This is a genomic window from Nonlabens sp. MIC269 (genome assembly GCF_001430865.1).
In the GTDB taxonomy this organism is placed as follows: Bacteria; Bacteroidota; Bacteroidia; order Flavobacteriales; family Flavobacteriaceae; genus Nonlabens; species Nonlabens tegetincola.
In genome coordinates, this window is the sequence record NZ_CP011373.1 from 354,085 (window position 1) to 380,615 (window position 26,531).

Genomic DNA, 26,531 nt, shown 5'->3' on the forward strand with positions numbered 1-26,531 from the left:
GCTTTCGCGAAAGCGTACTCATAAAAATCTTAGTTTTACATTATGGACTTCAAAATAGTATCAGACTTTTCGCCAACTGGAGATCAACCACAAGCCATTAAAAAATTGGCCGACGGAATTAATTCAGGAGAACGATATCAAACCCTACTAGGTGTTACCGGAAGTGGAAAAACATTTACTGCTGCAAACGTGGTTGAAAAAACTCAACGCCCTACCCTAGTTTTGTGTCATAATAAAACACTCGCTGCTCAATTATACTCAGAATTCAAAGCTTTTTTTCCTGACAATGCTGTAGAATACTTTGTTTCCTATTATGATTATTACCAGCCTGAGGCTTTTATACCTACGAGTGGTACTTATATTGAGAAGGACTTATCTATCAACGAGGAAATTGAAAAAATGCGATTGAGCACTACCTCATCTTTACTATCAGGAAGGAGAGATATAATTGTTGTAGCATCGGTATCTTGTTTGTACGGTATAGGTAATCCGGTAGAATTCCAAAAAAATGTAATCAGATTAAAACAAGATCAAGAAATTCCTAGAACCAAGCTATTACAAATGCTGGTACAAAGTTTATACTCTCGTACTACTGCCGATTTTAATCGTGGGAATTTCAGGGTAAAAGGTGATACGCTAGATGTATTCCCTAGTTATGCAGACACTGCGTTTAGAATTCATTTTTTTGGAGATGAAATTGAAGAAATCGAGAGATTTGATCCGGTAAATGGAAATGTTTTAGAGAAATTTAATCAGATAACTATTTACCCAGCTAACATGTTTGTGACATCACCTGATGTACTACAAAATGCTATTCATCAAATTCAAGAAGATTTAGTTAAACAAGTTGAATATTTTAAAGAAATAGGTAAGCCTCTAGAAGCTAAACGTTTACAGGAACGCACAGAATTTGACCTTGAAATGATCAGGGAATTAGGTTATTGCTCGGGTATCGAAAATTACAGTCGTTATTTAGATGGTCGATTACCAGGAACTAGACCCTTTTGTTTACTAGATTATTTCCCAGACGATTATTTGATGATTATTGATGAAAGCCATGTAAGTGTTCCTCAAGTAGGTGCTATGTACGGTGGTGATAGGTCTAGAAAAGAAAACCTAGTTGATTATGGTTTTAGACTACCAGCGGCGATGGATAACAGACCTTTGAAATTTGAAGAGTTTGAAGCTCTTCAAAATCAAGTATTATATGTAAGTGCGACACCTGCTGATTATGAACTTGAAAAAACCGAAGGAATTTATGTAGAGCAAATCATAAGACCTACGGGACTATTAGATCCAATAATTGAAGTGCGTCCTAGTCAAAATCAAATAGATGATCTTGTCGAGGAAATTCGACTGAGAGAAGAACGTGATGAACGTGTATTGGTTACTACTCTTACAAAACGAATGGCAGAAGAATTGACAAAGTATCTCACTCGTATACGTGTGCGATGTCGCTATATTCACAGTGATGTCGACACGCTAGAACGTGTAGAGATTATGAGCGATTTAAGAAGAGGTCTATTTGATGTGTTGATTGGTGTAAACCTATTAAGAGAAGGATTAGATTTACCAGAAGTATCATTAGTTGCTATACTTGATGCTGATAAAGAAGGGTTTTTAAGAAACAATCGATCTTTAACACAAACTATTGGTCGTGCTGCTCGTAATGTAAATGGTCTAGCCATCCTATATGCGGATAAAATCACGGATAGCATGCAAAAAACTATTGATGAAACGGAATATAGACGTAGCAAGCAAATTGCCTATAACGAAGAAAATGGTCTAACTCCAACTGCAATCAAAAAATCATTGGACAATACTATTGCTCGTAAAAATGCTGCTAGCTATGCCATTGAAGAAGTGCTCACTCAACAAGCAGCTGAAGAGGAAGCTGAATACCTATCAAAAGAGCAATTAGACAAAAAAGTAAGAGATACACGCAAGGCGATGGAGAAAGCTGCTAAAGAATTGGATTTCATGGAAGCAGCTAGATTACGAGACCAACTTAAGATGTATCAAGAAAAAGCAAGTTCTTAACTTACTGATAGCTATATATTAACGATTATTTAAACCTTACATCTATTTTTTAAGATGTAAAGCATTTTTTGTCTGTAAGCAGTCAATCTAAAAAATATAGTAGTAATAAACTGATTAATTTAAGACTCTTAATAAATCAGATATGAAACAGTTTTTACTCATATTTTTAATAGCTATCAGCTACTCGGTAACAGGTCAAGTAGGAATAGGAACAGCAACACCAGTAACTGACTTACAAGTTGAAGCAAGTACATCATTAGGGCCAGGAGAATTTAATGGAATTATGGTCCCTAGAGTAAGTAATATACCATCACCAGCTGCTCCTGCTGGTACCATAATTTACTTAGACACTGTAGACGGCTCAAACCCAATAGGATTTTATTTTAGTAATGGTAGTGCCTACCAAAACGTAACGGATTTATCCAGCGGTACTGCTGCATTTTTTGACAGTGGAACTACTACTAATGCCACCGCTACAACTTCAGAAATATTTAGATCAGGAAGAACGCGCTTCGGTAACGATGGAGTGCCTGCAAGTGTTGTGAGTATTGAAAACCAAGGTGCTCTAGCTTCTGAAGATCGAACCACATTATCCATAACTAATAGACATTCTAGTAGTGCCCTTTCTTCCAATACGTTTTCCATAAATGTAAATAACACAAGTTCTGCAAGAGGAAATAAAGTAGGAATTAATAATGAAATATCCAGCAGTGGAGATGGTACACATATAGGACTAAATAATCTTACAGAGATAAATTCATCAAGCAGTGCTACTAGTTATGGTATTAACAACAATATCGATACAGGATCCACATCTGCGGGCACTATTTATGGAATAAGAACAGTTAGTGGTAATTCAACAAGTACAGGAGTGAGATATGGGATATATTCTCAGGCAATTAATGATGGATCCAATAATGCCTATTCCGGGTATTTTTCAGGTGATAGATTTGCCATAAGGAATGAAGCTGATACCGATGGATATGAATTACCTACTGTAGATGGTAGCGCAGGTCAAGTCCTGACCACAGATGGAAGCGGAAACGCTAGTTGGGGTAATCCTATTGCTACCAATACCTCGCTCAACCTCGCTTCTTATTCTGGTGGACCTTCAGGAAGTGCCACTCCTATAGATAATGGTTCCTACTTAAACCTTAGCCCTACAGCTGGAAACCAAGAGTTTCTTTTACCGGAACCTACCACTGTTCCAGGAAGAATGTACATTTTAAGAAATATCTCAAATTCGGAAAATGCAGTCATTTACACACCTAATCCAGGTGGAGAGTTTTATGCTAGTAATTCCAGTTCTTCTGCTGGTTTTAACATCACGATGAACGCTAATTCTAATACTAAAACAATTTATGTTATAAGTGATGGTATGAATTGGACTTTTGGATCTTATGGCTTTTAACGCTTTCGCGAAAGCTTAACACCTATTAATCGCAAACTTCATAACTTTGAAAAAAAGGTTATGAAGTTTTTTTATTTATATGTACTTGTCGCAACACTTATTTCTTGTCAAACTGAGAAAGAAACATCAACAACCGATGAAGTAAGTACTTCGACAAAATCAAAAAGACAATCTCGTTCTTTAGATGAAAATTTTAAATCTTACTGGTTTGATGGTACCGCAGAAATTTCTAGTTATGAATTGAATCAAGCACGTTATGGAGAAATGAGAAAAGGTACAGCAGTATTAATCTATGTAACTGAACCGTTTGATTCTAAGGACCAAATTAAAGCTGATCGTATTAAAGATGATAATTATTCAGTCCTTAAACTTAATGCAACAAGGGATTTTAATACTGGTATTTATCCTTATAAAATGATGAGCAGTACATTTTTACCTTTAGATTTTGAAGGTAATGCTATCAAAGTTGCAGCTTCAATTCAAGAATGGTGCGGTCATACTTATATGCAATTCAATGAGAACAATACCTCTTATGATGTTCAATTGCATTCTTATTTTCAAAGTGAAGGCAATAAAAGTTTCCAAATAGAGAGCGCACTACTTGAAAATCAAATTCCTAGTCAATTGAGGTTAGGGCCATTGAAAATGCCAGTAGACACCCTTAATATCGTGCCTAGTGCTGAATTTTTGAGACTTAAGCATATAGATGCCGAACCAATGGAGGCGATAGCCAAACTTAGAGAATTACCAGATGGATATTTATACAGTGTAAATTATCCTGAAATCAATAGAACTATTGCTTATAAAACTGAAAAAGAGTTCCCGTTCAGGATATTAAACTGGATGGAACGCTACATGGATAATCAAATTCCTATGGTAAGTACAGCCAGCCTTAAAAAAACGATAAAAACAGATTATTGGAATAAAAACTCTAATAAATTCGCACACTTAAGGGACAGTTTGCAACTATGATTGAACTATTAAAAAAAGAGGAATTTATAATTACTGTAATCATTGTTATCTTAGGGATTGTTACCCATAGATTGATTATATGGAGTGCTTCAAAAATATCAGAACGCGTATCAAGATCAGAATTGCGCAAGCAATACGTAAGCAGGTATTTTGGTTATATACTTTGGACCTTGTGTTTGATAAGTATAATACTTGTTTGGGGTATTAATAACGATGGTTTTTGGGTAGCACTAGGTAGTGCATTTGCCGTTGTAGGTGTTGCTTTATTTGCAAACTGGAGTATTTTGAGCAATGTTACTGCTAGCTTCATACTTTACTTTACTTTTCCCTATAAGATAGGTGATAGAGTGCGTATTCATGATAAAGATCTACCTGTAACCGCTACCATTAAAGATATTAAAGGATTTTATACTCTACTAGAAACTAGTGAAGGTGAGGAAATAACTTACCCCAACAACTTATTATTGCAAAAAGGCGTTTCTATATTACATCAAAGAAAAGAGTCTATCTTTGATATAACAAACGAAACCGATCCCACAGCTACTTAATTATGGACTTACAAGATCAACTTAAAAATCTATTTCCTGATCACGATTATAAAGAGGAAGAAAAAGCACCAGAAAGCAATGTTTGGCTACAAGATGATCCATTACTTTGCAAGTTTGAGAAGAGAAAAGGAAAAGTAAACACCATTATTTCAGGCTACAATGGTGCGACTAGTGACTTCAAAATATTAGCCAAAGAAATTAAAACAACTCTAGGAGTAGGCGGTAGTTTTAAAAATGATGAAATCATAATTCAAGGTGATTACAGAGATAGAATTATGGATATTCTTAAAGACAAAGGCTTTAAGGTTAAACGAGTAGGCGGATAGGTTTACATTTTTACATGTCTTTGTAAAAAGGCTGTTGTTTTATTTTGCCATTGCGTTATTTGACTCCTTCTTTTATCATTGGCATCTTTGATAGCTTTATTATAAGCACTAGTTGCTTGAGCTATTTTTTTACGATCGCCCGTGCTTTCTATTAATTTGAAATTTTTAATTTCATGAAATTCCTGACCACACAATGTTTGTATATAACTCATATATTCTTGTGCAGCTGTAACTAAGGATGAATCATTATTCAGTAATTGGGGCACTTCAATTAAATCAAGACTTGCCTGGCACAATTGATTTTCTATAGAGTTAAGTTGGTTGCCACTTTTAGTATGTAAATCGGTCCAATATTGCTGTTCAAGATTAATTAATTTTTTAATCTGGATGTTGTAATGATGATAGTAATCATAGGCAGCCATTGTAGTATTCATCGCAATTGCCACATCAGACCTATTGAGTTCTAATTGTAAATTGTGTTCACTAGCAAAGTTTTGAACGGCATTGTCATAATCAACGCGCAGTTGTACAATAGCTCTACGTATATTTAATTGTAATTCATAAGGATCTACCTCAACCTTTTTAAGTTCCTTATTTCGTAATAAAACGTATAAATCTTTTTTTACGATTGCCAGGTTACCTTCAAAGTAGGCTTTGGCTTGATTTTTAAAATCCTCATGTGCGGTAGGACGTTTTTGAACTTTTTTTAATGCTCGCAGTAAATAATTTTCTAATCTTTTCCTATTGGATTTTAGTTCAATTAGACTACCACCATTCGTATAAGCATTCATGTATTCCCACGTTTGAACAACAACATCTTCATTAAGGTCATCGATAAACTTTAAATATTGACGTGGGTTATCGCTAGCAGTCGTTGTAGCAATGGTAAAAACAAATAATAATGAAATAAAAACCCTCATAAAAAAAGCCGCTTCATAAAAGCGGCTTAAATATAAATGATTCTAATTACTCATCACCTACAATGTACTCGATAGCTTTAGCGAGCTTAAAATCTTTTTCTGTTAAACCACCAGCATCGTGTGTATTCAACGTGATTTCCAGTGTGTTATAAACGTTGTACCATTCTGGGTGATGCTCCATTTTTTCTGCTTCCATAGCAATTCGCGTCATCACAGAAAAACAATCCATAAAATTGTCAAATTCAAAAGTAGTATGGATAGCATCGTCATAATAATCCCATCCTTCAACTTCTTTTAAATGTTCTTCAATTTGTGCCTCGGTTAATTTGTTCATAGCTGTATATTTTGTTTAAATTTAATCACGCTTTCGCGAAAGCGTACACAAAACTATCATAATAATTCATCCCTAACCTTATGAGAATATTATTTCTTACTCTTTTATTGACTATTTCCTTTTATGCTAAAGGACAGAATGACTCAATACCTAAAGATGCAGTACATTTAAGAGAGGTTCCTAAACATAATCTAGTGATTGATCTAGGACTTTCATCACCTACAGGAGACTATAAAGATGTTGCTGTATCTGGATTAAATATAGGTGCAGGATATGATTTCTACATGGACAAGCACTGGGCTCTTACAGCCAGCACTAGATATGTTTATAATGAGTTCTCACCCATCGGAAGCACTCCACAAACAACTATTAACAATGAAGAAAACTGGAGCGCCTTTACTCTAGCAATAGGACCTCAATATAGCTTTACTAACAATCGTTTTCAATTAGACGCATTCACAAGAATAGGATTTCAATTTATTGATAAGCAAGAAAGTAGCGCCACGTCAAGCCTCATAGAAACGAATTACGCTACCGATAGCGAAAACTTTAATACGACCGCTGCCGTGCTACAGGTAGGTTTGCGTTTTAATTATTACTTTAGAAGAAGCGTTCAAGTTTTCTTTTCTCCACAATATATGAGTACACTAGGAGAACCAATAGCCTATTTTAGTGGAAATGGAACTGTTGATCGTAAATTAACCAATTTCTCAAACATTTTATTCAATGTAGGTCTTAAAATCGCAATAGGACCAGAATATAGCAACGGAGAAATGAGAGATGATTCCTTTTAAATAGATATTATGACCATTAAAGCTGAAAATATACAGGACTATATTACCCAAATTCCAGAAGAACGTAAAGAGCCCTTTACTAAATTATATGATACTTTAAAAAGTAATTTACCGGCTGGACTAACAGAAGGTTTGCTATATAACATGCCTGGATTTTATATCTCATTAGAAGATTACCCACATGGGTATAGGGCAAATAAAAAGGTGACTCCTCTACCCTTTATCAATATAGCAAGTCAAAAAAATTACATCGCACTATATCATATGGGAATGTATGCACACCAACCAACCTATCAATGGTTTGTAGATGAATATCCCAAGCATTCTAAGTATAAATTAGATATGGGAAAAAGCTGTGTGCGTTTTAAAAAACCAGATGCCATACCGTTTGAACTAATAGCCGAACTAGCATCCAAAATGAGTGTTGATAAATGGATTCAAGTGTATGAAGAAAATCTAGCAAAAAAATAATCGGTGAAAAATTTGTATGTCACTTTTATAACTTTTTCTCTTTTAGCATCTGTAGGCTGTAATCAAAAAGAACGATCCAATTCTATAGAAATTAGAGAATCAAAGGAAGCAATAAAACAAGTAAATGTAAACAGCACAACCATAAGTGAACCTAATGATTCTATTGAAAATAAACCCGTTATAAGATATGCCACAGCCCAATCTGGTCTTAATTACAGAGAAAAGCCCGATGGTAAAGTACTAGGGAAATTTTTTCTAAATGAAGCTATTGAAGTGGTTGAGTACACCAATAAATATTACGAGATAGCTGATGATGATCAAATCTATGAAGGTACTTGGCTAGGCATTAAAAAACAAAAAGACACGGTATATGTTGTTGATGCTTTTGTATCTGATTCACCCGTTTATTCAGATAGAAAAGTATATTACGTCACTTCAATTGATCCCTATGGAAAAGATGAAAATTACAAAGACAATGTAAATATAAGTGAAGCCCCTAATTATAATTCGAACTTTTATTCTGCTCTGGATGAAGATAAAACGTATTCAAAAGAGTACTTTGAATGGGACAAGGCGTATAGAGATAACTTTTTAAAGGCAGGTGGCATTACTAAATATGATCAATTACACGTAACCAAAATTACTACTGGTCAAGTCGCAAGTTATCCTATTAAAGACTTAAAACTTATCGCAAATTTGAACGTTTATGCCAGCGGTAGCGGTGAATACAATGTTTACGATTTTGAAACTTGTCTAGAATTACCAGAAAATACAAATACTGATTTTGATTTTGCTACCCTAGCTATTGATAATCCATTTGAAACTGCAACAGATTTTAAATACTTAAAATGGTATCCCCATGAGGAAACAGAAAGTCTAAGACATCTATATACGAAACGATTTCCTTATCTTAAATCAGAGTTCTCAAATGAACCTAAGACTAAATTGTTTTACACTTCCTATAACAACTATACAATATACTCTCTGGATCATGTAAACAAGTATAACTTACTAACCCGTTATGTGATTGTAGTAAAAGAAAATGGTGAAATTACCAACTCATTTATTGAGCAAGAAGGAGAAAGTACTGGTCTCATTCCTTTAAATACAGATTATCTTGAAAGTTCCTCACAATTTGCAATGAAACTATTCAAAAATGAACCACCACTTATTTATGGCCTGAGTAGTGAATCTTTTGGTTGTCCAAAGTTGTACTACCTTGAAAGCAACTATCCTAATATTATTTTAAGTTGTGACAATAGACATTAAGAAGCTTCAATAGTCTCCATTGCCCATTTTTTAAGTAATTCAAATTGCTCTTCTCTAGACATTTCACTAGTATCTAACAATCTAGCATCTTTTGCTTGGATTAAAGGACTGTCCTCACGAGTAGAATCAATATGATCTCGCTGTAAAACATTTTTATGAATTTCTTCATAGGTTACTTGATCGCCACGTTGCACTAGCTCGTCATACCTGCGTTTTGCTCTTACCTCTGGAGCGGCAGTCATAAATACCTTCAGCTCGGCATTGGGAAAAACAACAGTACCTATATCTCTACCATCCATAACTATACCTCGCTCCTGGCCCATGGCTTGTTGTTGTTCTACAAGTTTAGCTCTTACCTCACTTATTTCGGCAACTGGACTTACAATATTACTTACCTCGAGTGTACGTATTTCTTTTTCAATATTTGTTCCATTTAAATAAACATCTGCTTTATGAGTGTCTGGATTTAATTTAAATGATATGGCAAGACCAGGTAATGCAGCTATTAAGGCTTGTTTATCTAGCCTACCATTTTTAACCAGATTTGAAGATAATGCATGAAAGGCAATAGCACGATACATAGCACCTGTATCAACATAAACATAATCTAAATGTTCTGCAAGTTGTTTAGCAGCCGTGCTTTTACCAGTGCTTGAATGCCCATCTATGGCAATTATAATTCTTCCCATTATTGTAAATCTATATTAACTCCTATAAAACTGGTGTGCGCTGCCAGACTATAGCGAGCATGCGAATAACTGAATCGCATTTTATTCATTTTTAAACTAAACCCAGCGCTTAATCCACTAAATGCTCGAGTATCCTGAATACGCAATTCTTCAGAGCGTCTAAAACTGTAACCCAACCTTATTTCAAAAGTTTGCTCAGGAAATAATTCTACTCCTAAAACGGTATGCCTGAGCATATTATTAAAAAATCCAGGTTCATCTTCTATCACATTCCCATCGAGATCTGTTTGAGCATTTGCGGTATTTGAAAAGGCCAAGTTCCATTTTTGCAAATTTTCCAAAGTAACATGAAGTCTTACCGGTAACTGTTTCATTGTATTTGAAAATCCTACAGCAATCTCTAGCGGTAAATCTTCTTGTAATTCATTATATGGAGTAAACTGTATACCTAAATTTCTAACTACCAGCGCGGCTCTTATCGCTTTATCTTCATTGTAATAAAGCAACCCTAGATCAAGCGCACCACCTAGTGAGGTGTAGATGTCAAGTTTTGAAGAAATGAACTTAACATTTGCGCCTACATAAAAATCAGACCAAGGTATGTTGTAACTGTATCCTGCAGAAATTGCTGTTTCATTACCACTAAAATCTCCCGTTGAAATCCCTTGTTCATTGTAACCGGCAAATGTTCCATAATTCACATAGGTTACACCTACATGAAAGGTTTGCACATGCCTGTCCCAAGTATAAGCATAACTGGCTGTTCCATAATTAATATCACCTAACCAATTAGCATAATTTACTTGTAATTGATTATCCATTTTGGGATTTATAGTCGCTGGATTATAAAATGCCGTAGTGGGATCATAATCTACACTGGTAAGCACTCTACCGCCCAAAGCAGCCTGCTTAGTTCCTGATACAAGATTAAGAAATTGATACGTTGAGGTTCCTCCTATTTGCGCTTTCGCGAAAGCGGAAAAAAGAAAAATCAAACAGAAAAAATACCTCATTAAGTGTCTCAAATTATGTAGCAATAACGCATGCAAGTTTAAAAAATTTTAAGAGAACTATGATTTGATGCGTACCAGGCCATCTTCATCAATGTAATCTAGACTTACAGACTCTAGTTGATTGACTAGATTAGGGTTCCAAAAGGTTTTTACTTTTACGTAATTTTCAGTAAAACCATGTATGAAACCTTCCTTATTTTCAGCTTCCCAAAGAACCGTTTTTTCTTTACCTAATTGACTTTCATAGAAGGCTCTGCGTTTTTTAACCGATAAACCTCGTAGCATTTTACTACGTTTTTTACGCACATTCATTGGTACAGGACTATCCATGGTTGCGGCAAGTGTATTATCTCTTTCTGAGTATGTGAAAACATGCAGGTAAGAAATGTCCAGTTCTGATAAAAATTGATATGTATCTAGAAAGTGTTCATCTGTTTCTCCAGGAAATCCCACTATAACATCTACACCTATACAGCAATCAGGCATTACCTCTTTAATTTTAGTAACCCGATCAACATATAATTCTCTATTATAACGGCGACGCATTTTACCTAGCAATTCATTGTTACCCGATTGTAAGGGAATGTGAAAATGCGGCACAAAGGCGTTTGCACGGCTAACGAACTCAATGGTTTCATTTTTAAGTAGATTAGGTTCGATACTAGAGATACGTAATCTTTCTATACCGTTCACCGTATCTAGAGCATGTACAAGGTCTAGAAAAGTATGCTCATGTCTTTTATTACCAAATTCACCTTTTCCGTAGTCGCCTATATTTACACCGGTGAGGACAATTTCCTTGATACCTTTATTGCTAATCTCTCTAGCGTTATTCATTACATTTTCAAGAGTATCACTTCTAGAAATACCGCGTGCCAGTGGTATAGTACAATAGGTACATTTATAATCACAACCGTCCTGTACTTTGAGAAAAGCTCGCGTGCGATCACCTATAGAATAGGATCCTACATAAAAATCGGCATCGTCTATTTCACAGGAATGAATTTGCGCTGGTTCTTCTTTAGACAGTTGATTAAGATAATCTGTTACCTTAAACTTTTCAGTAGCTCCAAGAACTAGGTCTACACCATCAACGGCTGCCAGTTCTGCAGGTTTTAATTGTGCATAACAACCTACCGCAATTACAAAAGCATCTTCATTGTGCTGTTGTGCTTTTCTTACAATGGACTTAAATCGTTTATCGGCATTTTCTGTAACACTACATGTATTGATTACATAAATATCTGCTTTTTCATTGAAATCCACTCTATCAAAGCCTTCGTCTTTAAAACTGCGTGCAATGGTACTGGTTTCACTAAAATTAAGCTTACACCCTAATGTGTAAAATGCGACTGATTTTGCAGCTGTTGCTACCTCCATATTCCTTTTCCTAAATAGGCTGCAAAGATAATTGAAAGGAATGAGTTGAAAAGCAGAATCCTATAACAGCTTATTCTTAGTATTTTTGCAAGAAAATAAGAATAGTGCGCATAGATATAATCACCGTTTTACCAGAATTAATAACTAGTCCATTTGAAGCCAGTATTTTAAAACGTGCTGTGGAAAAAGGTCTTGTTGAGGTACATCTACACGATTTGAGAAAGTACGGTCTTAATAGATACAATCAAATTGATGATTATCAATATGGTGGTGGCGCTGGTATGGTGATGATGATCGAGCCTATAGATCACTTAATTTCGGACCTCAAAAAAGAACGTGATTATGATGAAATCATTTACATGACGCCAGATGGAGAGACTTTGAATCAAGGAATAGCAAATACTATTTCACTTCAAGAAAACATTATCATTTTATGTGGTCATTATAAAGGTGTCGATCAACGTGTAAGAGATATGTTTGTTACCAAAGAAATTTCCATAGGTGATTACGTACTCTCTGGTGGTGAATTAGGAGCTGCTGTATTATGTGATGCAGTAATACGTTTAATTCCTGGTGTCCTATCAAACGAAACAAGTGCACTTACCGATAGTTTTCAAGACGACTTACTTGCGCCACCGGTATACACGCGTCCTGCGAATTATAAAGGTCAACAAGTACCTGAAATATTACTAAGCGGAAATTTTCAAGCCATAGATAAATGGAGAGAAGAACAAGCATTTAAACGCACGGAAGAACGTCGCCCTGACTTATTAAAAGACGATTAACTTAAATTAACGTCACAGTTTGGCAAAATAATTGTATCTTTATTTTGAAATTGTAGAAAATGAAGAAACTATTACTCTCTTTTACCCTAGTACTTGGTTTGTGCTTTACAGTGAAGGCTTCTGTAATAGTACCTGCCTCTCCTGTATCGACTTACTTTTACAATCAGATAGGAAACGAAAATCTAATTTTACTTTCCAATCCAGTCAAGAACGGAACTTTAAAGTTCTCATTGAATAATACTAACTCCAGCAGCCTACAATTAAGTATTATTAATTCGCTAGGAAAAGAAGTCTATCGAACAAATAGTAAAATCAAATCGGGTGTAATGTCCTTTGATGTTTCAAAATTAAGCGCTGGTATTTATTTCCTTAGAGTTAATACGGAAGGAAATAGTCACGTTAAGAAACTTATCATTCAATAAAGTTTTTTTTATTTTATTTATTGTACACTTTTAAATAAGTGTTTATTTTTGCAGCTCGTTAAATCAACCTCTGACGAGGTTCGTGTATGTTGTTTTAATTAAATATAATAAGTCTATAAAAATGTCAGATTTAGTAAAGTTCGTTCAAGACGAATTTATTTCAACAAAAGATTTACCAAAATTCTCAGCTGGTGATACTATCACAGTTTATTATGAGATTAAAGAAGGTGAAAAAAGCCGTACTCAGTTTTTCCGTGGTGTTGTATTACAATTAAGAGGTACTGGAGCTACTAAAACTTTTACAATTAGAAAAATGAGTGGTGGTATAGGTGTAGAAAGAATTTTCCCTATCAACCTTCCAGCTATTCAGAAAATCGAAATCAACAAAAGAGGTAAAGTACGTAGAAAACGTATCTTCTACTTTAGAGAACTTACTGGAAAGAAAGCTCGTATCAAAGAAGCTCAAAGAAAGTAATTTTCATTATATCAAAAAAAAAGCTGTCCGTTTGGACAGCTTTTTTTTTGATATAAAATGATGCAAATCTCAATTATTGGATTTAATTATTCTTTTAAAACTTTAAAAGTCATGTAAACATCTTCTTCAGGCCAGTCTCTAGAGTCTGTAGGAATTTGAGAGATACGTTCCAATACTTCCATACCATCCACTACTCTACCAAAAATGGTGTGCTCTCCATCTAAATGTTCTGCCTTTTTCAACGTAATAAAGAAGTCAAAAGCATTGTGCCAGTTGTCTGGATTATTATCCCATGATTTTGCCATACTCAAAGTACCACGTTCATGTTTTACGTTGTCTAAAAAATGAGGTGGCAGTTGGTAATTTCCCGAACTATTACGCATCAATGATGGGTATGAATCATCGCTATTACCACCTTGTACAATAAAATCATCTACTACTCGATGAAATACTGTTTGATTAAAGTACCCATTCTTGATCAAGTAAATAAAACTTGATCTATAAAGTTCCGTTTCTTTAAATAATTCAAAGGTAACATCACCATATTTTGTCGAGAGAAGAACACGAGTTTCAGGATTCTTTTTTCCATACCGCTTAAAAAATAATGGCACACTATCCTGAGGTATGTAATGTAAAAGCGTATCTCCTTTGGTGCTTACTGCACGTGTATAAATTTTCTCTAAACGTCGTTCTTCTTTTTCCTCCTTAGTTATCCATTTTCCTGCATTTGATTCCTTACTAGGAGTATCAACCTCATTAAGAGTTACAGGTGTATCTTTACATGAATAAAAAAAGACAATTAGACAAATACAGTATAATGATTTCATACGAGCAATTTTTGCAATGGGTACCAAAATTAAAAAATCTTGAAGCTCCAGGGGCAGAAAGTCAGCTTAAAATGGCTGCATTGGAAAGATTAGAAGAATTACAGTCAGTAAGCTTAGAAAAAAATACACCTAAAAAGGCTGCTGTAATGATGTATATATATCCTAAAAACAACGAGGCTCATTTTGTTCTCATTGAAAGGCAAAAAAGCAAAGGTAAACACAGTGGACAAATTGCCTTTCCTGGTGGAAAAACAGAACCGGATGATAACGGTTTTGAAGATACTGCTTTAAGAGAAACCTTTGAAGAGGTTGGGGTTCCTTATGAATTTCAAGAAATAATCATCGAAGGCACGCCCTTGTATATTCCACCTAGTAATTATCTTGTATATAATTATTTGGCGTACTATCCCCATAAACAGCTAAATTTTAATCGTAAAAAAGAACTTGATACAAATAATTTTTTATCCTTCACACCTCAAATTGAAGAAGTTAAATCAATAATTGAGGTCCCTTTGAGTGAATTTCTAGAAACTTCTGATTCGGATAGAGTGGTATTATCAACTAGTTACATGACAGAAGTTAGTGTGCCCTGCTATCGCTTACAAGGAAATATCGTTTGGGGAGCAACTGCCATGATGCTTTCAGAATATAAAGTATTGATGCGGCAGATTGTAAACAAATAAAAAAAGCTCCAATTAATTGGAGCTTTTCATTTTTGTATAAACAGGATTAATTTTGCTTCTTCGCATCTATTTTAGCTTGTTCCATACCTTCTTCAATCATGTTAAAGAATTGATCAAGTTTAGGTAATACAACTATTCTAGTTCTTCTGTTTTTGGCACGTCCTTCAGCCGTATCATTTGAAGCAACAGGCATGTAATAACTACGACCAGCCGCAGTCATACGTTTAGGGTCCACACTAAACTCTTCTTGTAATACTCTAGTTACAGCAAGAGCTCTTGCAGTACTTAACTCCCAATTGTCTTTAAAATTGGCACTTGCAATAGGCTTATTATCTGTATGACCTTCAATCATTATGTCAATTTCAGGTTTATCATTTACAACAGTTGCCACTTTACCTAATACTCTTTTTGCCTCTTGCTGTACTTGTGCTTGACCACTCTTAAATAAGAGTTTATCACTGATTGAAATATAAACTACGCCTTTCTCTACATTAACCTCAATATCTTGGTCGTTTAAGTTACCTAATGAACTCTTTAAACTAGTAACTAAGGCAATAGTTACACTGTCTTTCTTATTAATAGCATCGTTAAGAGATTTAATTTGTAAATCTTTTTCACGGATGCTTTCTAGGCTACGCTCTAGGTTACGACTACCTTGTGTAGAAAGAGTAACTAATTCACCGTTATTATCCATAAGAGCTGCATTAGTATTCTTTAAGGTAGAAATTTGATCATTTTTAGAGTCGATACTAGCTTTTGCTGCTTTTAAATCCGATTCACATGCATTGAGCTTCACGGTTGCTGTATCTAGTAATTCTTTAGTCTCTTGTTGTTTAGCTAGTGCGGCTTCCAATTCTTTTTTAGAAGCACAACTAGCAAGCACAATCCCACTTAATAATAATACTGCTATTTTCTTCATCTTTATTATAAATTTTGATCAAAAATATAAAAGTCAAAACACAATCATGCGCTATTAACACTAGATTATCAAAAATCTTCTATAAATCTTGATAACGCGTTTTCTTCCAGAAGTAATACTTGAAAACTATAGAGAATGAAGTTAAAGACACATTTTCAACAACCGATTGTTTCTTAATCGCTTTACGTTTATGTACAAACTTTCCGAGAGATAAATAGAAGTCTTTATGAGCCTTTAAAACAGCAACAAAAAAAGTAAATCCATAATCGCTCCATAATTTAAAAGCTGCTAGACCATCTAGTACCATTCTTATAAATAAATGTAGCAACCATAATGAATGGTGATTGTTTTTTACTTGAACGAACAAACTGTTCCTAAAGTTCAAATAGGTTTTTTTAGGATTGGTATAGCTTAGTGTCGCACCACCTTTATGATAGACCTGACTTGATGGAATAACCTTAATTTCTTTATCTAGAAGTTTTATTCTCAAGCACAAATCAATCTCTTCTTGATGGGCAAAGAAATCTTCATCTAATCTACCAGCGGCAGTAAACACCGTTTTATTCACAAATAAACAAGCGCCACTAGCCCAGTCAATATCTACTACCGTATCATATTGTCCATAATCTTGCTCTATAGTATCAAAAACACGTCCGCGACAATATGGATAACCAAAACGATCCAAGAATCCACCTGCAGCTCCTGCATATTCAAAAAGTTCCTTTTGTTTATCATCTAAAATTTTCGGTTGACAGGCCGCAAGTTTTGGATATCTCTCTATGGCATTTGTGATAGATTCCAACCAGTTCTCAGTGACTCTGACATCACTATTTAGTAAACAAATCCACTCTTCTTTTATTTTGTCAATTCCACGATTGTAACCACCTGAATAACCGTAGTTTTGATCCAGAATAATAATCTCAACTTTATTTTCATAATGACTTTTAATCCATTGAACAGAATCATCAGTGGATGCATTATCAATTATGTAAATGGGATGTTCATTGCTGTACTTTACTACCTCGGGTAAGTATTCCTTTAGTAAAGACAAACCATTCCAATTAAGTATAGCTATGGCAATTTTCATAAAGAATATTCTGGAATATCCGGGATAAATGTATAACCTCTTGTTTCGTAATCCATGGTACAAAAATAATGATCTAATCCATTTGTAACCATCAAATACTCCGATTGTAATTCTTTATTATATCTCGCGATTTGGTCAAAGGTTTCTTGGGTAATTTTAACATCAGGTGCTTTACACTCTACGACTAGATGAACGCTTCCATCCTTATTATAGGAAACGATATCATACCGCTTGACTGTACCCGATACACTTATTTGTTTTTCTACTGTAAGAAGATTTAAGGGTATACGCTTTCGCGAAAGCAAAAACTCCACCACATGTTGCCTTACCCATTCCTCTGGAGTGAGTACAACAAATTTTTTTCTAACCTGGTCAAAAATCAAGCGCCCTTTTTCAGTACTTTTGACTCTAAATTTTCCGGCTGGTAAATGCAGTGGAATCATAAAGCAATAATACAAAAACCCTACGTGCCATTACATGAGTGATGCCTTAAAAATCCTATCTGATCTTAAACAGAAAAAATATCAACCTGTCTATTTTTTGTGTGGCGAGGAGTCCTATTTTATAGATCTAGTTTCTAATTATATAGAAAATAATGTACTGGATGAATCAGAGAAAGGTTTTAACCAAGTTATTCTTTACGGAAAGGAAACAAATATGGCCGCGGTCCTTGAAAATGCAAAACGATTCCCGATGATGGCAGATTATCAAGTGGTCATAGTGAAGGAAGCACAGCATTTATCAAAACAACTTGATCAGTTAACGAGCTATCTAGAGCAACCTCAGCAAACTACAATATTATGTTTTGCCTATAAATATAAGACTCCAGATGGTCGCTCAAAAGCAGGTAAATTGCTTAAAAAGCATAGCGTTTATTTAGAAAGCAAACCGCTATATGAAAATAAAGTACCTGCTTTTATAACGGATATACTAAAATCTAAAGGTTATCGTATAGATCCTAAAGCCACACAAATGCTTGTGGAATATTTAGGAACTGATTTAAGTAAAATTAATAATGAATTAGGCAAATTAGAAATTGTTCATCCCAAGGATCAACCTATAACACCACAGGTCATTGAGGACAACATTGGAATCTCTAAGGATTACAATAATTTTGAATTACGAAAGGCTATAGGAAATCGCGATATCGTAAAGGTACATCGCATAATTAATTACTTCGGTGAAAACCCAAAAGACCATCCTATCGTACTCACCATAGGTCAATTGTATTCATTTTATGCTCAATTATTAAAAGTACACGCGCTATCCGATAAAAATCCTGCAAATGTTGCTCGAGCAGCTGGTGTTAATCCGTATTTTGCAAATGAAATAATAACAGCTGCTCGTAACTTCCCTATGAAATACTGCAGTAGAGCCATAAAACTAATTCGTAAAGCAGATATGCAATCTAAAGGTGTAGGCAGTCACCAACTATCACAAAATGATATTCTTAAGGAGCTTATTGTAAATATTATGTCACGATGAGTAAGAAGAGTAAAATTAAATCTTGGATAAGTGCAGCTAGGTTGCGCACCCTACCTTTAAGCATAAGTGGTATTTTAATGGGTTGCTCCTGCGCCCTATTCTCTATAAATTTAAATAAGGAAAGTGCTACCATATTTACTGATATGGATTTCAGTATTTCTAATCAATTTTGGTTCATCACCCTACTTGGAATAATCACAACTTTAGGCTTTCAAGTATTATCTAATTTTGCCAATGATTATGGAGATGGTGTTAAAGGTACTGATAATGAGGATCGAATAGGTCCTGAAAGAGCCATACAAAGCGGAGCAATCACTGCAAAGCAAATGAAAATAGCGATTATTCTTACGGCTACCATATCTCTAATAAGCGCTATAGCATTAATAGCTATGAGTCTTAGTTTTGACGAGGTTTTAATTGCATCGATATTTCTGTTTCTAGCCATCGTTGCAATTTGGGCAGCTATAAAGTATACTGTAGGTGACAATGCCTATGGTTACAAGGGACTTGGCGATGTATTTGTTTTTATCTTCTTTGGACCTGTAAGCGTTATGGGAATGTATTATTTGATTACCAAGGAAGTATATATGATGAATATTATTCCTTCAACACTTATAGGTTTATTGAGTGTTGCCGTTCTCAATCTAAATAATATGAGGGATGTGATAAGCGATAGCAAGGTTGGTAAGAACACACTAGTAGTAAAAATTGGTTTTAAGAGAGCTAAGAAACTACATCTCTTCCTTGTAGTTATTGCTTTATTAATGCTTGTCTGTCATCTTTTATTACAGTTTACACAACTTGGTTATTTTGATGAAATTTCTTCTTACCTACTACTTATTCCTCTTTTTGGGGTTATTCCTTTGATTAAACACATCACAAGAGTACACAATACCGAGGAACCTATTTCATTAGATCCAGAATTAAAAAAAGTAGCACTCTCTACCTTCTTGATTTCCGTTTTAAGCTTTACAAGCCAGATTTTAGTTTTTTGATTTATTTAACATATTGATAATTTATTGAGATTAAGATCATTAATTTCATAAAAATCACACATTGTTAATAAAGATCTTTAATTTTAACCTAAACTATTTTATTACATTTAGTTTTTTATTATTTTTAAAGACACTAAATAATAGCTTATAGAAAAATATTACTTTAACCTAAAAACCCTATCTAATATGGCTAGAGCAATGTTTGAGTACACTAAAACAGTGCTAGTGAAAGTTTCTTTCAGTCCAGCACTTTTCTGTAAGGAATTAGAAAAGGCCGTAGAACGCTTATTACCTTTTGAACTTACTGAACTCAAAATCTGGTTAGATGAGCTTTTTGCTTCAAATCCAGAGCTTAAAACTTGCATTCCGCTATTACCAAAATAGCTTTCTATTAATTTTTAAAACGAAAAAAGCGACCTCTTGTAGGTCGCTTTTTATATTGATACCATATTATAAAGCTTATGCTTTTGGACTTATAATTTGAACGTTTTGAAACGCTATAGCTCCCTTAATAACTCCTGCTATTACCTTTTGCAAGGCCTCTATGATTTGTAATTTAAGTTCACTGCGATGATATATTAAACTTACTTCTCTTGCAGGTGAAGGTTCTTCAAAGTGAATCAAATTGTTTTGTTTTCGTTCGTTTAAATCCAACGTGTTTAAATAAGGTAACAAAGTCATACCTAAACCTTCATCGGCTAATTTAGTAAGCGTTTCAAAACTACCACTCTCGAGCATAAATCTATCGTCATCTGTATCTCTACTTCCCTTACATAGATTAAGGACACTGTCTTTAAAACAATGACCATCTTCTAGCAACAATAGCTCATCTACATTAATATCGTCAACTTTAATCTTACCTGTTGTGGTAGCTGCTTTTCTTGGATCGTAAACAACGAAAGGTTCATAGTATAAAACTCGCTCTTTAATTAACTCATGATTTAAAGGTGTAGCGGCTATAGCTGCATCAATTGTTCCGTCTTGTAAACTATCGATAATACTATCGGTGGTGAGTTCTTCAATAATTAATTTGACCTTTGGATATTTATTAATGAAATTAGTCAAGAACATAGGTAATAAAGTAGGCATTACAGTAGGAATAACGCCTAATTTGAATTCACCACCTATAAAGCCTTTTTCCTGATCTACAATGTCTTGAATACGATCACTTTCATTCACAATATTGCGAGCTTGATTCACAATTTTCTTCCCTGTTTCAGTAAGTTCAATCGGCTTTTTGGACCTATCAAAAATTTGGACATCTAGCTCCTCTTCAAGTTTTTGAATTTGCATACTCAAAGTAGGCTGGGTCACAAATACTTTCTCTGCAGCTTTGGTGAAATTTTGATATTGAGCAACAGCAAGAACGTATTTTAACTGGGTTATTGTCATGATAGATATTTTCTACAAAAATAATGCTTATTATATATATTATCGATGCTAAATTAATCCCAATTAAAAAGCAGTCAACAAATTGTCAACTACTTTTATACTGTTAAAATGATAGCGGTTTTCAATAATTATAAACCAAATAACCATCAGTATGATCAGGTTGGGTTATTTGTAATTATAACGGCCTAAACTAGACTAAAACAAAAAAACATGTTTCAAGATTTATCCAAAGCGATTGGTATTATTTTCACTTTATTGTTAATGATTGTATTAGTGATATTTGGTACTGCGTTTTATGTTTCGACGCAATCCCAAACCACTGCTCCTATTCAAGAAGTAGCAGTTGTAAGCAAACCTGCTGTAGAACTTACCGACGTCCAAAAACAAGGAAAAGAACTATTCAATACAAACTGTGCTAGCTGCCATAAACGTTACAAAAAGGCCACCGGACCTGCTCTTCATGGTGTCACAGAAAGAAGAGATAAAGAATGGTTATATAAATGGATCAAAAATAGCAGTGCATTAATAGCAAGTGGTGACCCAACAGCGGTAAAACTTTACAATGAATGGAATCAAAGTAATATGAATGCATTCCCTCAATTATCAAACGAGCAAATTGATGCTATACTAGCTTACGTGGAAATTCCTAAATAAACACATTAACATTTTCACAACTCCATACATTTATATTCTAAGGTATTTTTACTTTTAAATATTAATAATGAAAATACTTGCAATTGCGGCTAGTAATAGTTTGCAATCTATAAATAAGAAACTGCTTACTCATGTTGCTACTCTATTAGCTCCTTTAGATGTAGAGTTAATAGACATCAATCAATACGAGGTTCCTATTTACGGTATTGACAAAGAGATTGAAAAAGGTATACCCAGTGAAATTCTGGAACTATCCCAAAAAATAAAAAATAGCGACTTTTTAATTTTTTCTCTTGCAGAACATAATGGAAGTTATACAGCGGCTTTTAAAAATATCTTTGATTGGTTATCTAGAGTGCCAGATACAAAAGGATTTCATAATTGCAAGACCTTATTACTAGCTACTTCACCAGGATCACGTGGTGCATCTACGGTATTGGAAATAGCTAGAGATAGATTCCCTAGAAATGACGCTAGTGTAATAGGAGCTTTATCCGTACCTTCATTCAATGAAAACTTTGATCTTGAAAAGGGTATAATCAATCCAGATATTAAAAAAGCATTAAACGATTTACTTCATAAAATAAAATAATTATGGCTACAATAACCTTAGGAGGCAATGAAATATCTACATCAGGATCATTACCTGAAGTAGGATCACAAGCACCAGACTTTCAATTGTTAGATTCAGATCTTAACACTAAAACTTTAAACGATTTTAAGGGAAAACGCCTTGTGCTTAATATCTTTCCTAGTATAGATACCGACACTTGTGCAACAAGCGTAAAAAACTTTAATAAAAGAGCGACTGAACTTGATAACACAGCAGTGCTTTGTATTTCACGAGATACACCGTTTGCTCAAAAAAGATTTGCTAGCGACGAGGATATAGAAAACGTTACCAACTTAAGCGATGTTATTACAGGTGAATTTGGTAAAAATTATGGATTAGAAATGACAAGTGGTCCATTATCAGGGTTTCACTCAAGAGCCGTTGTAGTTCTAGACGAAGAAGGAAAAGTAATCTATAATCAGCAAGTTGGTGAAATTGCTGATGAACCTGACTATCTTTCGGCACTTAAATCACTTTTATAATTGAATTTAAAACAGTTTATCATTGGTAGAATAAAGGGCGTGGGCTATGCTTTTAAAGGAGCCTTTGCCCTTATTTTATCAGAGCCTAGTATACAAGTACAGGCGATCATTGGTATCATAATGACAATTGCTGGTTTTGTATTTAATATCACAAGGTTAGAATGGATGATACAATGCATGTGTATAGGAGGCATAATGAGTTTAGAAGGTTTAAACACTGCCATTGAAGGCATTGCCGACTTTATTCATCCAGAATTCCACGAAAAAATAGGTCGTATCAAGGACATAGCAGCAGGAGCTGTTTTTATAACCGCAATAACAGCAAGTATTGTAGGTCTAATCATCTACATACCGTATATCGTAGAACTATTTAGTTAATAAATCCTGTTGATATCTGTACGTTTCAAATGTTTAAGGAATGTACAATATTGTTATTTTTGTTCGTTCATTATAATTCATGGCGCGCAAAAAGAAAACATCTACTCCACCATCGTTGATTTCTAAAATCAAAAACTTTTCTCTTACACGTAGACAAGAGGTTATTCTCGGATCTGGACTTATGGCTCTAGGTGCCATATTCTTCTTCTCCTTCTTGTCCTTTCTATTTACTTGGAGAGAAGATCAAAGTGAACTAGTAGATCTAGGAAGTCGTGCAGTTGTGACAAAAAACTGGCTCAACCAACTAGGTGCTTGGTTAGGCGATATATTTGTTTATAAAGGTTTTGGAATAGCCGCATTTTCAATCGCTGTACTCACTATACTCACAGGAGTCTATTTATTTGCAGCAGGCAAGAACTTTTTATCGCTTTCGCGAAAGCGTATCCTGCAACTATGGTTTTGGGGATTATTACTTATGATATGGTTGAGTGTTGTGTTAGGATATTTCCATAATTACAGTGCTTTATTAGGAGGAACTGTAGGTTTTGAAATTAATGACCTACTTCAAGATTATGTAGGCCTAATAGGAAGTATACTTATTCTTACCTTTTTTGCGATTGTATACTTAACTCTAAGATTAAAACTTACTCCTGAGAAGATTGCTGCTCGTTTTGCTAAAGCGAAACAAACTGTGGAAAATTCGATAGAAGATGTTTCCTCACATATTGAATCTACAGATGAAGAAAAAGACTGGGAAGAATCTGTTACACATACTGCCACTACGACAAGTGAACCAACTACAGAAAACGAAATAAAAAAGCAGCCTACCACCATGAAAAGTGGTGATATGGAAATAAATATTGCTCAAGAAGAAGAGGAAGAACTATCACCAGAACTTGAACCTACTTTAAAAACCACAGAAAAGGAAGTCGATCTAGAAGTAGGTGAAGTAATTGATGAAGAACAACTTATAGATAATAAAGCTTCAAAGCTGGTAGAAGATTTTGGAGAGTTTGACCCTACGCTTGAATTGGGTAATTACCAGTTCCCTCCTATTGATTTATTAAAGGATTACTCACAAGGTAAAACCATCACCATTAATGAAGAGGAACTTGCAGCCAATAAAGATCGTATTGTAGAAACCCTTAAGAACTACAAAATAGGTATCGCAAAAATCACTGCAAACATAGGCCCTACAGTTACTCTTTATGAAATTGTACCTGAAGCTGGTATTCGTATTTCTAAAATTAAAAATCTTGAAGACGATATTGCATTATCGTTAAGTGCATTAGGTATTCGAATTATAGCACCTATTCCAGGTCGAGGAACAATAGGAATTGAAGTTCCTAACCAAAAGCCGTCAATCGTATCGATGCGATCGGTGATCTCGTCTCCTAAATTTCAAAAAGCCGAAATGCAATTACCTATTGCACTTGGTAAAAATATTTCAAACGAGACCTTTGTTGTTGACCTGGCAAAAATGCCTCACTTATTAATGGCTGGAGCCACCGGTCAAGGTAAATCGGTAGGATTAAACTGTATACTTACTTCATTGCTTTATTCAAAGCATCCTGCCGAAGTAAAATTTGTTCTTGTTGACCCTAAGAAAGTAGAGCTTACTCTTTTTAATAAAATAGAACGCCATTATCTGGCAAAACTACCAGATAGCGAGGATGCCATCATAACCGATAACTCTAAGGTAATCAATACGCTTAATAGTTTGTGTATTGAAATGGACCAACGATACGACATTCTTAAAGATGCTATGTGTCGTAATATTAAGGAGTATAATGCCAAGTTTAAATCACGTAAACTTAATCCTGCAAATGGGCATAAATTTTTACCCTACATAGTTTTGGTTGTAGATGAATTTGCCGATTTGATAATGACTGCTGGAAAAGAGGTAGAAACACCTATTGCTCGTCTTGCACAACTTGCACGTGCGGTTGGTATTCACTTGATTATTGCTACTCAACGACCATCGGTTAATGTAATTACTGGTATGATAAAGGCAAACTTCCCTGCCAGAATTTCATTTAGAGTAATGCAAAAGGTTGATTCCCGTACCATCCTTGATAGCGGTGGTGCCGATCAATTAATAGGCCGAGGAGATATGTTGTACACCGCTGGAAATGAATTAATCAGAATTCAGTGTGCCTTTGTAGACACTCCAGAAGTTGAGAAAATTACCGACTTTATAGGCTCGCAAAAAGCATATCCAGATGCTCACTTACTTCCGGAGTATGTAGGAGAAGACGGTGGCACGAGTCTTGATATAAGCATAGAAGAAAGAGATAGTAAATTCCGTGATGCAGCCGAGGTAATTATTACGGCACAGCAAGGAAGCGCTTCTTTATTACAACGTAAATTAAAATTAGGTTACAATCGAGCTGGTCGTATCATTGATCAATTAGAAGCTGCGGGAATTGTAGGTCCTTTTGAAGGTAGTAAAGCAAGACAAGTCCTAGTACCGGATTTAAACTCTCTAGAACAATTGTTAAATGAAGAAAAGAACTCCTAAAATGAATCACATTATTACAGCAGTGTTTATGATTTTTGCTTTCGCGAAAGCGGTAACAGCACAAGATGCTAAAGCAGAAAAGTTACTTGATGAAGTAACAGCAAAATTCCAATCCTATGAAAACATCAGCTTTTTGTACAAAGGGAATTTACGTAACTCAAAAAGTAAAACTAATATGGACATTCAAGGAAGTGCAAGAATGTCTGGCGAAAAATATAACGTAGGTTATTTAGGAACCACCATAATTTTTGACGGTACTAAACAGTATGTCATTAATAGCGAGGATGAGCAGGTTACAGTATCAACCCTAGATGATGACAATGCACAATCTATAACACCATCAAACATGTTATCCTTTTACAATAAAGGCTATAATAAAAAGATGGATATTGTCAAAAATGTAGGCGGACGTAAAATACAATTTGTAAAACTTACTCCAATTAAATCAGATAGCAATTACAAAAGTGTTTTAATAGGTATAGACTCCAATACAAAGCATATTAATGAAGTTATTGTTACTGAAAAGAACGGGACAGTTATAACCTTTACCATTAAATCTTTAAAGGTAAATGAGCCCTTGCCTGAGAATTCTTTTGTATTTAATAAAGAAGAATATAGCGGCTACGACATAGAAGAGTTGGACTAA

Annotated in this window: 30 protein-coding genes and 1 pseudogene; 21 read left to right on the plus strand and 10 right to left on the minus strand. The window is 34.7% G+C overall.

The annotated features are described in order from the left end of the window. Positions 1-42: 42 nt before the first annotated feature. The 5 genes from uvrB (at position 43) to AAT17_RS01670 (ending at position 5,297) form a co-directional block, all read left to right on the plus strand. Positions 43-2,040: an excinuclease ABC subunit UvrB gene (gene uvrB / locus AAT17_RS01650; RefSeq protein WP_060522627.1), complete on the plus strand. Its 1,998-nt coding sequence runs from the start codon at positions 43-45 to the stop codon at positions 2,038-2,040. A 142-nt stretch (positions 2,041-2,182) separates the two neighbouring features. Next, positions 2,183-3,451 carry a hypothetical protein gene (locus AAT17_RS01655; RefSeq protein WP_060522630.1) on the plus strand — a complete coding sequence of 423 codons (1,269 nt, stop codon included), beginning with the start codon at positions 2,183-2,185 and terminating at the stop codon, positions 3,449-3,451. A 60-nt stretch (positions 3,452-3,511) separates the two neighbouring features. Further along, positions 3,512-4,423: a septum formation inhibitor Maf gene (locus AAT17_RS01660; RefSeq protein ID WP_157539198.1), complete on the plus strand. Its 912-nt coding sequence runs from the start codon at positions 3,512-3,514 to the stop codon at positions 4,421-4,423. Continuing rightward, the gene (locus tag AAT17_RS01665) at positions 4,420-4,971 is read left to right on the plus strand and encodes a mechanosensitive ion channel family protein (RefSeq protein WP_060522631.1); all 552 of its coding nucleotides are present in this window, start codon (positions 4,420-4,422) and stop codon (positions 4,969-4,971) included. The genes AAT17_RS01660 and AAT17_RS01665 overlap by 4 nt, the downstream gene beginning before the upstream one ends. A 2-nt stretch (positions 4,972-4,973) precedes the next feature. After that, entirely contained in the window at positions 4,974-5,297 is a 324-nt protein-coding gene (locus AAT17_RS01670) for a translation initiation factor (protein WP_042278637.1), read from the plus strand. 2 nt (positions 5,298-5,299) lie between these two features. Here AAT17_RS01670 and AAT17_RS01675 read toward each other — a convergent pair whose 3' ends face one another. Beyond that, entirely contained in the window at positions 5,300-6,217 is a 918-nt protein-coding gene (locus AAT17_RS01675) for a hypothetical protein (RefSeq protein WP_060522633.1), read from the minus strand. A 46-nt stretch (positions 6,218-6,263) separates the two neighbouring features. Further along, entirely contained in the window at positions 6,264-6,551 is a 288-nt protein-coding gene (locus AAT17_RS01680) for a 4a-hydroxytetrahydrobiopterin dehydratase (protein WP_060522635.1), read from the minus strand. 80 nt (positions 6,552-6,631) lie between these two features. Here AAT17_RS01680 and AAT17_RS01685 point away from each other — a divergent pair, with 80 nt between their 5' ends. From AAT17_RS01685 to AAT17_RS01695, 3 genes are read left to right on the plus strand one after another with little or no spacing between them, the layout of a single operon-like run. Then, positions 6,632-7,345, plus strand: a complete 714-nt coding sequence (locus tag AAT17_RS01685; RefSeq protein WP_082586874.1) for an outer membrane beta-barrel protein — start codon at positions 6,632-6,634, stop codon at positions 7,343-7,345. A gap of 9 nt (positions 7,346-7,354) precedes the next feature. Continuing rightward, positions 7,355-7,816: a DUF1801 domain-containing protein gene (locus tag AAT17_RS01690; RefSeq protein WP_060522639.1), complete on the plus strand. Its 462-nt coding sequence runs from the start codon at positions 7,355-7,357 to the stop codon at positions 7,814-7,816. Between the two features lie 3 nt (positions 7,817-7,819). After that, the gene (locus tag AAT17_RS01695; protein WP_060522641.1) at positions 7,820-9,085 is read left to right on the plus strand and encodes a hypothetical protein; all 1,266 of its coding nucleotides are present in this window, start codon (positions 7,820-7,822) and stop codon (positions 9,083-9,085) included. Here AAT17_RS01695 and cmk read toward each other — a convergent pair. From cmk to mtaB, 3 genes are read right to left on the minus strand one after another with little or no spacing between them, the layout of a single operon-like run. Beyond that, complete coding sequence (gene cmk, locus AAT17_RS01700) at positions 9,082-9,774, minus strand: (d)CMP kinase (protein WP_060522643.1); 693 nt, start codon at positions 9,772-9,774, stop codon at positions 9,082-9,084. The genes AAT17_RS01695 and cmk overlap by 4 nt on opposite strands. Further along, on the minus strand, positions 9,774-10,787 hold the full coding sequence (gene porQ / locus AAT17_RS01705) for a type IX secretion system protein PorQ (RefSeq protein ID WP_042278630.1): 1,014 nt from the start codon (positions 10,785-10,787) through the stop codon (positions 9,774-9,776). The genes cmk and porQ overlap by 1 nt, the downstream gene beginning before the upstream one ends. A 57-nt stretch (positions 10,788-10,844) precedes the next feature. Continuing rightward, on the minus strand, positions 10,845-12,167 hold the full coding sequence (mtaB, locus tag AAT17_RS01710) for a tRNA (N(6)-L-threonylcarbamoyladenosine(37)-C(2))-methylthiotransferase MtaB (RefSeq protein WP_060522645.1): 1,323 nt from the start codon (positions 12,165-12,167) through the stop codon (positions 10,845-10,847). A gap of 104 nt (positions 12,168-12,271) precedes the next feature. Here mtaB and trmD point away from each other — a divergent pair, with 104 nt between their 5' ends. The 3 genes from trmD (at position 12,272) to rplS (ending at position 13,849) form a co-directional block, all read left to right on the plus strand. Then, entirely contained in the window at positions 12,272-12,952 is a 681-nt protein-coding gene (gene trmD / locus AAT17_RS01715; RefSeq protein WP_060522647.1) for a tRNA (guanosine(37)-N1)-methyltransferase TrmD, read from the plus strand. 59 nt (positions 12,953-13,011) lie between these two features. Beyond that, entirely contained in the window at positions 13,012-13,374 is a 363-nt protein-coding gene (locus AAT17_RS01720) for a T9SS type A sorting domain-containing protein (protein WP_060522648.1), read from the plus strand. 121 nt (positions 13,375-13,495) lie between these two features. Continuing rightward, entirely contained in the window at positions 13,496-13,849 is a 354-nt protein-coding gene (gene rplS, locus AAT17_RS01725; RefSeq protein WP_042278627.1) for a 50S ribosomal protein L19, read from the plus strand. Positions 13,850-13,935: 86 nt separating this feature from the next. On the opposite strand, the gene AAT17_RS01730 is transcribed toward rplS, so the two are convergent. After that, positions 13,936-14,676, minus strand: coding sequence for a peptidylprolyl isomerase (locus AAT17_RS01730; protein WP_060522650.1), 741 nt, complete (start codon positions 14,674-14,676; stop codon positions 13,936-13,938). Between AAT17_RS01730 and AAT17_RS01735 the strand changes: the two genes are divergently transcribed. Beyond that, complete coding sequence (locus tag AAT17_RS01735) at positions 14,667-15,359, plus strand: CoA pyrophosphatase (RefSeq protein ID WP_060524935.1); 693 nt, start codon at positions 14,667-14,669, stop codon at positions 15,357-15,359. The two genes, AAT17_RS01730 and AAT17_RS01735, sit on opposite strands and share 10 nt — an antisense overlap. A 46-nt stretch (positions 15,360-15,405) precedes the next feature. Here the strand turns inward: AAT17_RS01735 and AAT17_RS01740 are convergent, their stop codons facing one another. The 3 genes from AAT17_RS01740 to AAT17_RS01750 form a co-directional block, all read right to left on the minus strand. After that, positions 15,406-16,278 (minus strand): OmpA family protein, encoded by an 873-nt coding sequence (locus tag AAT17_RS01740; protein WP_042278624.1) that lies wholly within the window; start codon positions 16,276-16,278, stop codon positions 15,406-15,408. A gap of 79 nt (positions 16,279-16,357) precedes the next feature. Further along, complete coding sequence (locus tag AAT17_RS01745) at positions 16,358-17,365, minus strand: glycosyltransferase family 2 protein (RefSeq protein WP_060522651.1); 1,008 nt, start codon at positions 17,363-17,365, stop codon at positions 16,358-16,360. Beyond that, entirely contained in the window at positions 17,362-17,808 is a 447-nt protein-coding gene (locus AAT17_RS01750; protein WP_060522652.1) for a type I restriction enzyme HsdR N-terminal domain-containing protein, read from the minus strand. Before AAT17_RS01750 ends, AAT17_RS01745 begins: the two co-directional genes overlap by 4 nt. Positions 17,809-17,842: 34 nt before the next feature. Between AAT17_RS01750 and holA the strand changes: the two genes are divergently transcribed. From holA to AAT17_RS01765, 3 genes are all read left to right on the plus strand, one after another. Then, positions 17,843-18,850, plus strand: a complete 1,008-nt coding sequence (gene holA / locus AAT17_RS01755) for a DNA polymerase III subunit delta (RefSeq protein ID WP_060522654.1) — start codon at positions 17,843-17,845, stop codon at positions 18,848-18,850. Continuing rightward, positions 18,847-19,845, plus strand: coding sequence for a 1,4-dihydroxy-2-naphthoate octaprenyltransferase (gene menA, locus AAT17_RS01760; RefSeq protein WP_060522656.1), 999 nt, complete (start codon positions 18,847-18,849; stop codon positions 19,843-19,845). The genes holA and menA overlap by 4 nt, the downstream gene beginning before the upstream one ends. A gap of 186 nt (positions 19,846-20,031) precedes the next feature. Next, positions 20,032-20,229, plus strand: coding sequence for a hypothetical protein (locus tag AAT17_RS01765; protein WP_042278618.1), 198 nt, complete (start codon positions 20,032-20,034; stop codon positions 20,227-20,229). Between the two features lie 75 nt (positions 20,230-20,304). Here AAT17_RS01765 and AAT17_RS01770 read toward each other — a convergent pair whose 3' ends face one another. After that, a complete protein-coding gene (locus tag AAT17_RS01770) occupies positions 20,305-21,237 on the minus strand; it encodes a LysR family transcriptional regulator (protein WP_042278617.1) in 933 nt (310 codons plus the stop codon). Positions 21,238-21,621: 384 nt separating this feature from the next. Here AAT17_RS01770 and AAT17_RS01775 point away from each other — a divergent pair. The 6 genes and pseudogenes from AAT17_RS01775 to AAT17_RS01800 all read left to right on the plus strand — a co-directional run. Then, positions 21,622-21,879 (plus strand): annotated as a pseudogene (locus AAT17_RS01775) (cytochrome c); the annotation flags it as partial. A gap of 79 nt (positions 21,880-21,958) precedes the next feature. Further along, on the plus strand, positions 21,959-22,483 hold the full coding sequence (locus AAT17_RS01780; protein WP_060522657.1) for an NADPH-dependent FMN reductase: 525 nt from the start codon (positions 21,959-21,961) through the stop codon (positions 22,481-22,483). A gap of 2 nt (positions 22,484-22,485) precedes the next feature. Further along, positions 22,486-22,986, plus strand: a complete 501-nt coding sequence (tpx, locus tag AAT17_RS01785) for a thiol peroxidase (RefSeq protein ID WP_042278615.1) — start codon at positions 22,486-22,488, stop codon at positions 22,984-22,986. Next, a complete protein-coding gene (locus AAT17_RS01790; RefSeq protein ID WP_042278614.1) occupies positions 22,987-23,364 on the plus strand; it encodes a diacylglycerol kinase in 378 nt (125 codons plus the stop codon). It abuts the gene before it with no gap. 79 nt (positions 23,365-23,443) lie between these two features. Next, positions 23,444-25,885 (plus strand): DNA translocase FtsK, encoded by a 2,442-nt coding sequence (locus tag AAT17_RS01795; protein ID WP_060522658.1) that lies wholly within the window; start codon positions 23,444-23,446, stop codon positions 25,883-25,885. Beyond that, the gene (locus AAT17_RS01800) at positions 25,866-26,531 is read left to right on the plus strand and encodes an outer membrane lipoprotein carrier protein LolA (protein WP_253279780.1); all 666 of its coding nucleotides are present in this window, start codon (positions 25,866-25,868) and stop codon (positions 26,529-26,531) included. The genes AAT17_RS01795 and AAT17_RS01800 overlap by 20 nt, the downstream gene beginning before the upstream one ends.

Coding starts and splice junctions, on each gene's coding strand:
- AAT17_RS01660 (WP_157539198.1), top strand. CDS start 3,512: ATGAAGTTTTTTTATTTATATGTACTTGTCGCAACACTTATTTCTTGT.
- AAT17_RS01685 (WP_082586874.1), top strand. CDS start 6,632: ATGAGAATATTATTTCTTACTCTTTTATTGACTATTTCCTTTTATGCT.
- AAT17_RS01670 (WP_042278637.1), top strand. CDS start 4,974: ATGGACTTACAAGATCAACTTAAAAATCTATTTCCTGATCACGATTAT.
- AAT17_RS01750 (WP_060522652.1), bottom strand. CDS start 17,808: ATGATTCCACTGCATTTACCAGCCGGAAAATTTAGAGTCAAAAGTACT.
- AAT17_RS01720 (WP_060522648.1), top strand. CDS start 13,012: ATGAAGAAACTATTACTCTCTTTTACCCTAGTACTTGGTTTGTGCTTT.
- AAT17_RS01675 (WP_060522633.1), bottom strand. CDS start 6,217: ATGAGGGTTTTTATTTCATTATTATTTGTTTTTACCATTGCTACAACG.
- AAT17_RS01735 (WP_060524935.1), top strand. CDS start 14,667: ATGATTTCATACGAGCAATTTTTGCAATGGGTACCAAAATTAAAAAAT.
- AAT17_RS01730 (WP_060522650.1), bottom strand. CDS start 14,676: ATGAAATCATTATACTGTATTTGTCTAATTGTCTTTTTTTATTCATGT.
- AAT17_RS01765 (WP_042278618.1), top strand. CDS start 20,032: ATGGCTAGAGCAATGTTTGAGTACACTAAAACAGTGCTAGTGAAAGTT.
- uvrB (WP_060522627.1), top strand. CDS start 43: ATGGACTTCAAAATAGTATCAGACTTTTCGCCAACTGGAGATCAACCA.
- tpx (WP_042278615.1), top strand. CDS start 22,486: ATGGCTACAATAACCTTAGGAGGCAATGAAATATCTACATCAGGATCA.
- holA (WP_060522654.1), top strand. CDS start 17,843: ATGAGTGATGCCTTAAAAATCCTATCTGATCTTAAACAGAAAAAATAT.
- AAT17_RS01800 (WP_253279780.1), top strand. CDS start 25,866: ATGAAGAAAAGAACTCCTAAAATGAATCACATTATTACAGCAGTGTTT.
- AAT17_RS01745 (WP_060522651.1), bottom strand. CDS start 17,365: ATGAAAATTGCCATAGCTATACTTAATTGGAATGGTTTGTCTTTACTA.
- menA (WP_060522656.1), top strand. CDS start 18,847: ATGAGTAAGAAGAGTAAAATTAAATCTTGGATAAGTGCAGCTAGGTTG.
- AAT17_RS01795 (WP_060522658.1), top strand. CDS start 23,444: ATGGCGCGCAAAAAGAAAACATCTACTCCACCATCGTTGATTTCTAAA.
- mtaB (WP_060522645.1), bottom strand. CDS start 12,167: ATGGAGGTAGCAACAGCTGCAAAATCAGTCGCATTTTACACATTAGGG.
- AAT17_RS01780 (WP_060522657.1), top strand. CDS start 21,959: ATGAAAATACTTGCAATTGCGGCTAGTAATAGTTTGCAATCTATAAAT.
- AAT17_RS01740 (WP_042278624.1), bottom strand. CDS start 16,278: ATGAAGAAAATAGCAGTATTATTATTAAGTGGGATTGTGCTTGCTAGT.
- rplS (WP_042278627.1), top strand. CDS start 13,496: ATGTCAGATTTAGTAAAGTTCGTTCAAGACGAATTTATTTCAACAAAA.
- AAT17_RS01655 (WP_060522630.1), top strand. CDS start 2,183: ATGAAACAGTTTTTACTCATATTTTTAATAGCTATCAGCTACTCGGTA.
- AAT17_RS01665 (WP_060522631.1), top strand. CDS start 4,420: ATGATTGAACTATTAAAAAAAGAGGAATTTATAATTACTGTAATCATT.
- AAT17_RS01680 (WP_060522635.1), bottom strand. CDS start 6,551: ATGAACAAATTAACCGAGGCACAAATTGAAGAACATTTAAAAGAAGTT.
- porQ (WP_042278630.1), bottom strand. CDS start 10,787: ATGAGGTATTTTTTCTGTTTGATTTTTCTTTTTTCCGCTTTCGCGAAA.
- AAT17_RS01770 (WP_042278617.1), bottom strand. CDS start 21,237: ATGACAATAACCCAGTTAAAATACGTTCTTGCTGTTGCTCAATATCAA.
- AAT17_RS01690 (WP_060522639.1), top strand. CDS start 7,355: ATGACCATTAAAGCTGAAAATATACAGGACTATATTACCCAAATTCCA.
- cmk (WP_060522643.1), bottom strand. CDS start 9,774: ATGGGAAGAATTATAATTGCCATAGATGGGCATTCAAGCACTGGTAAA.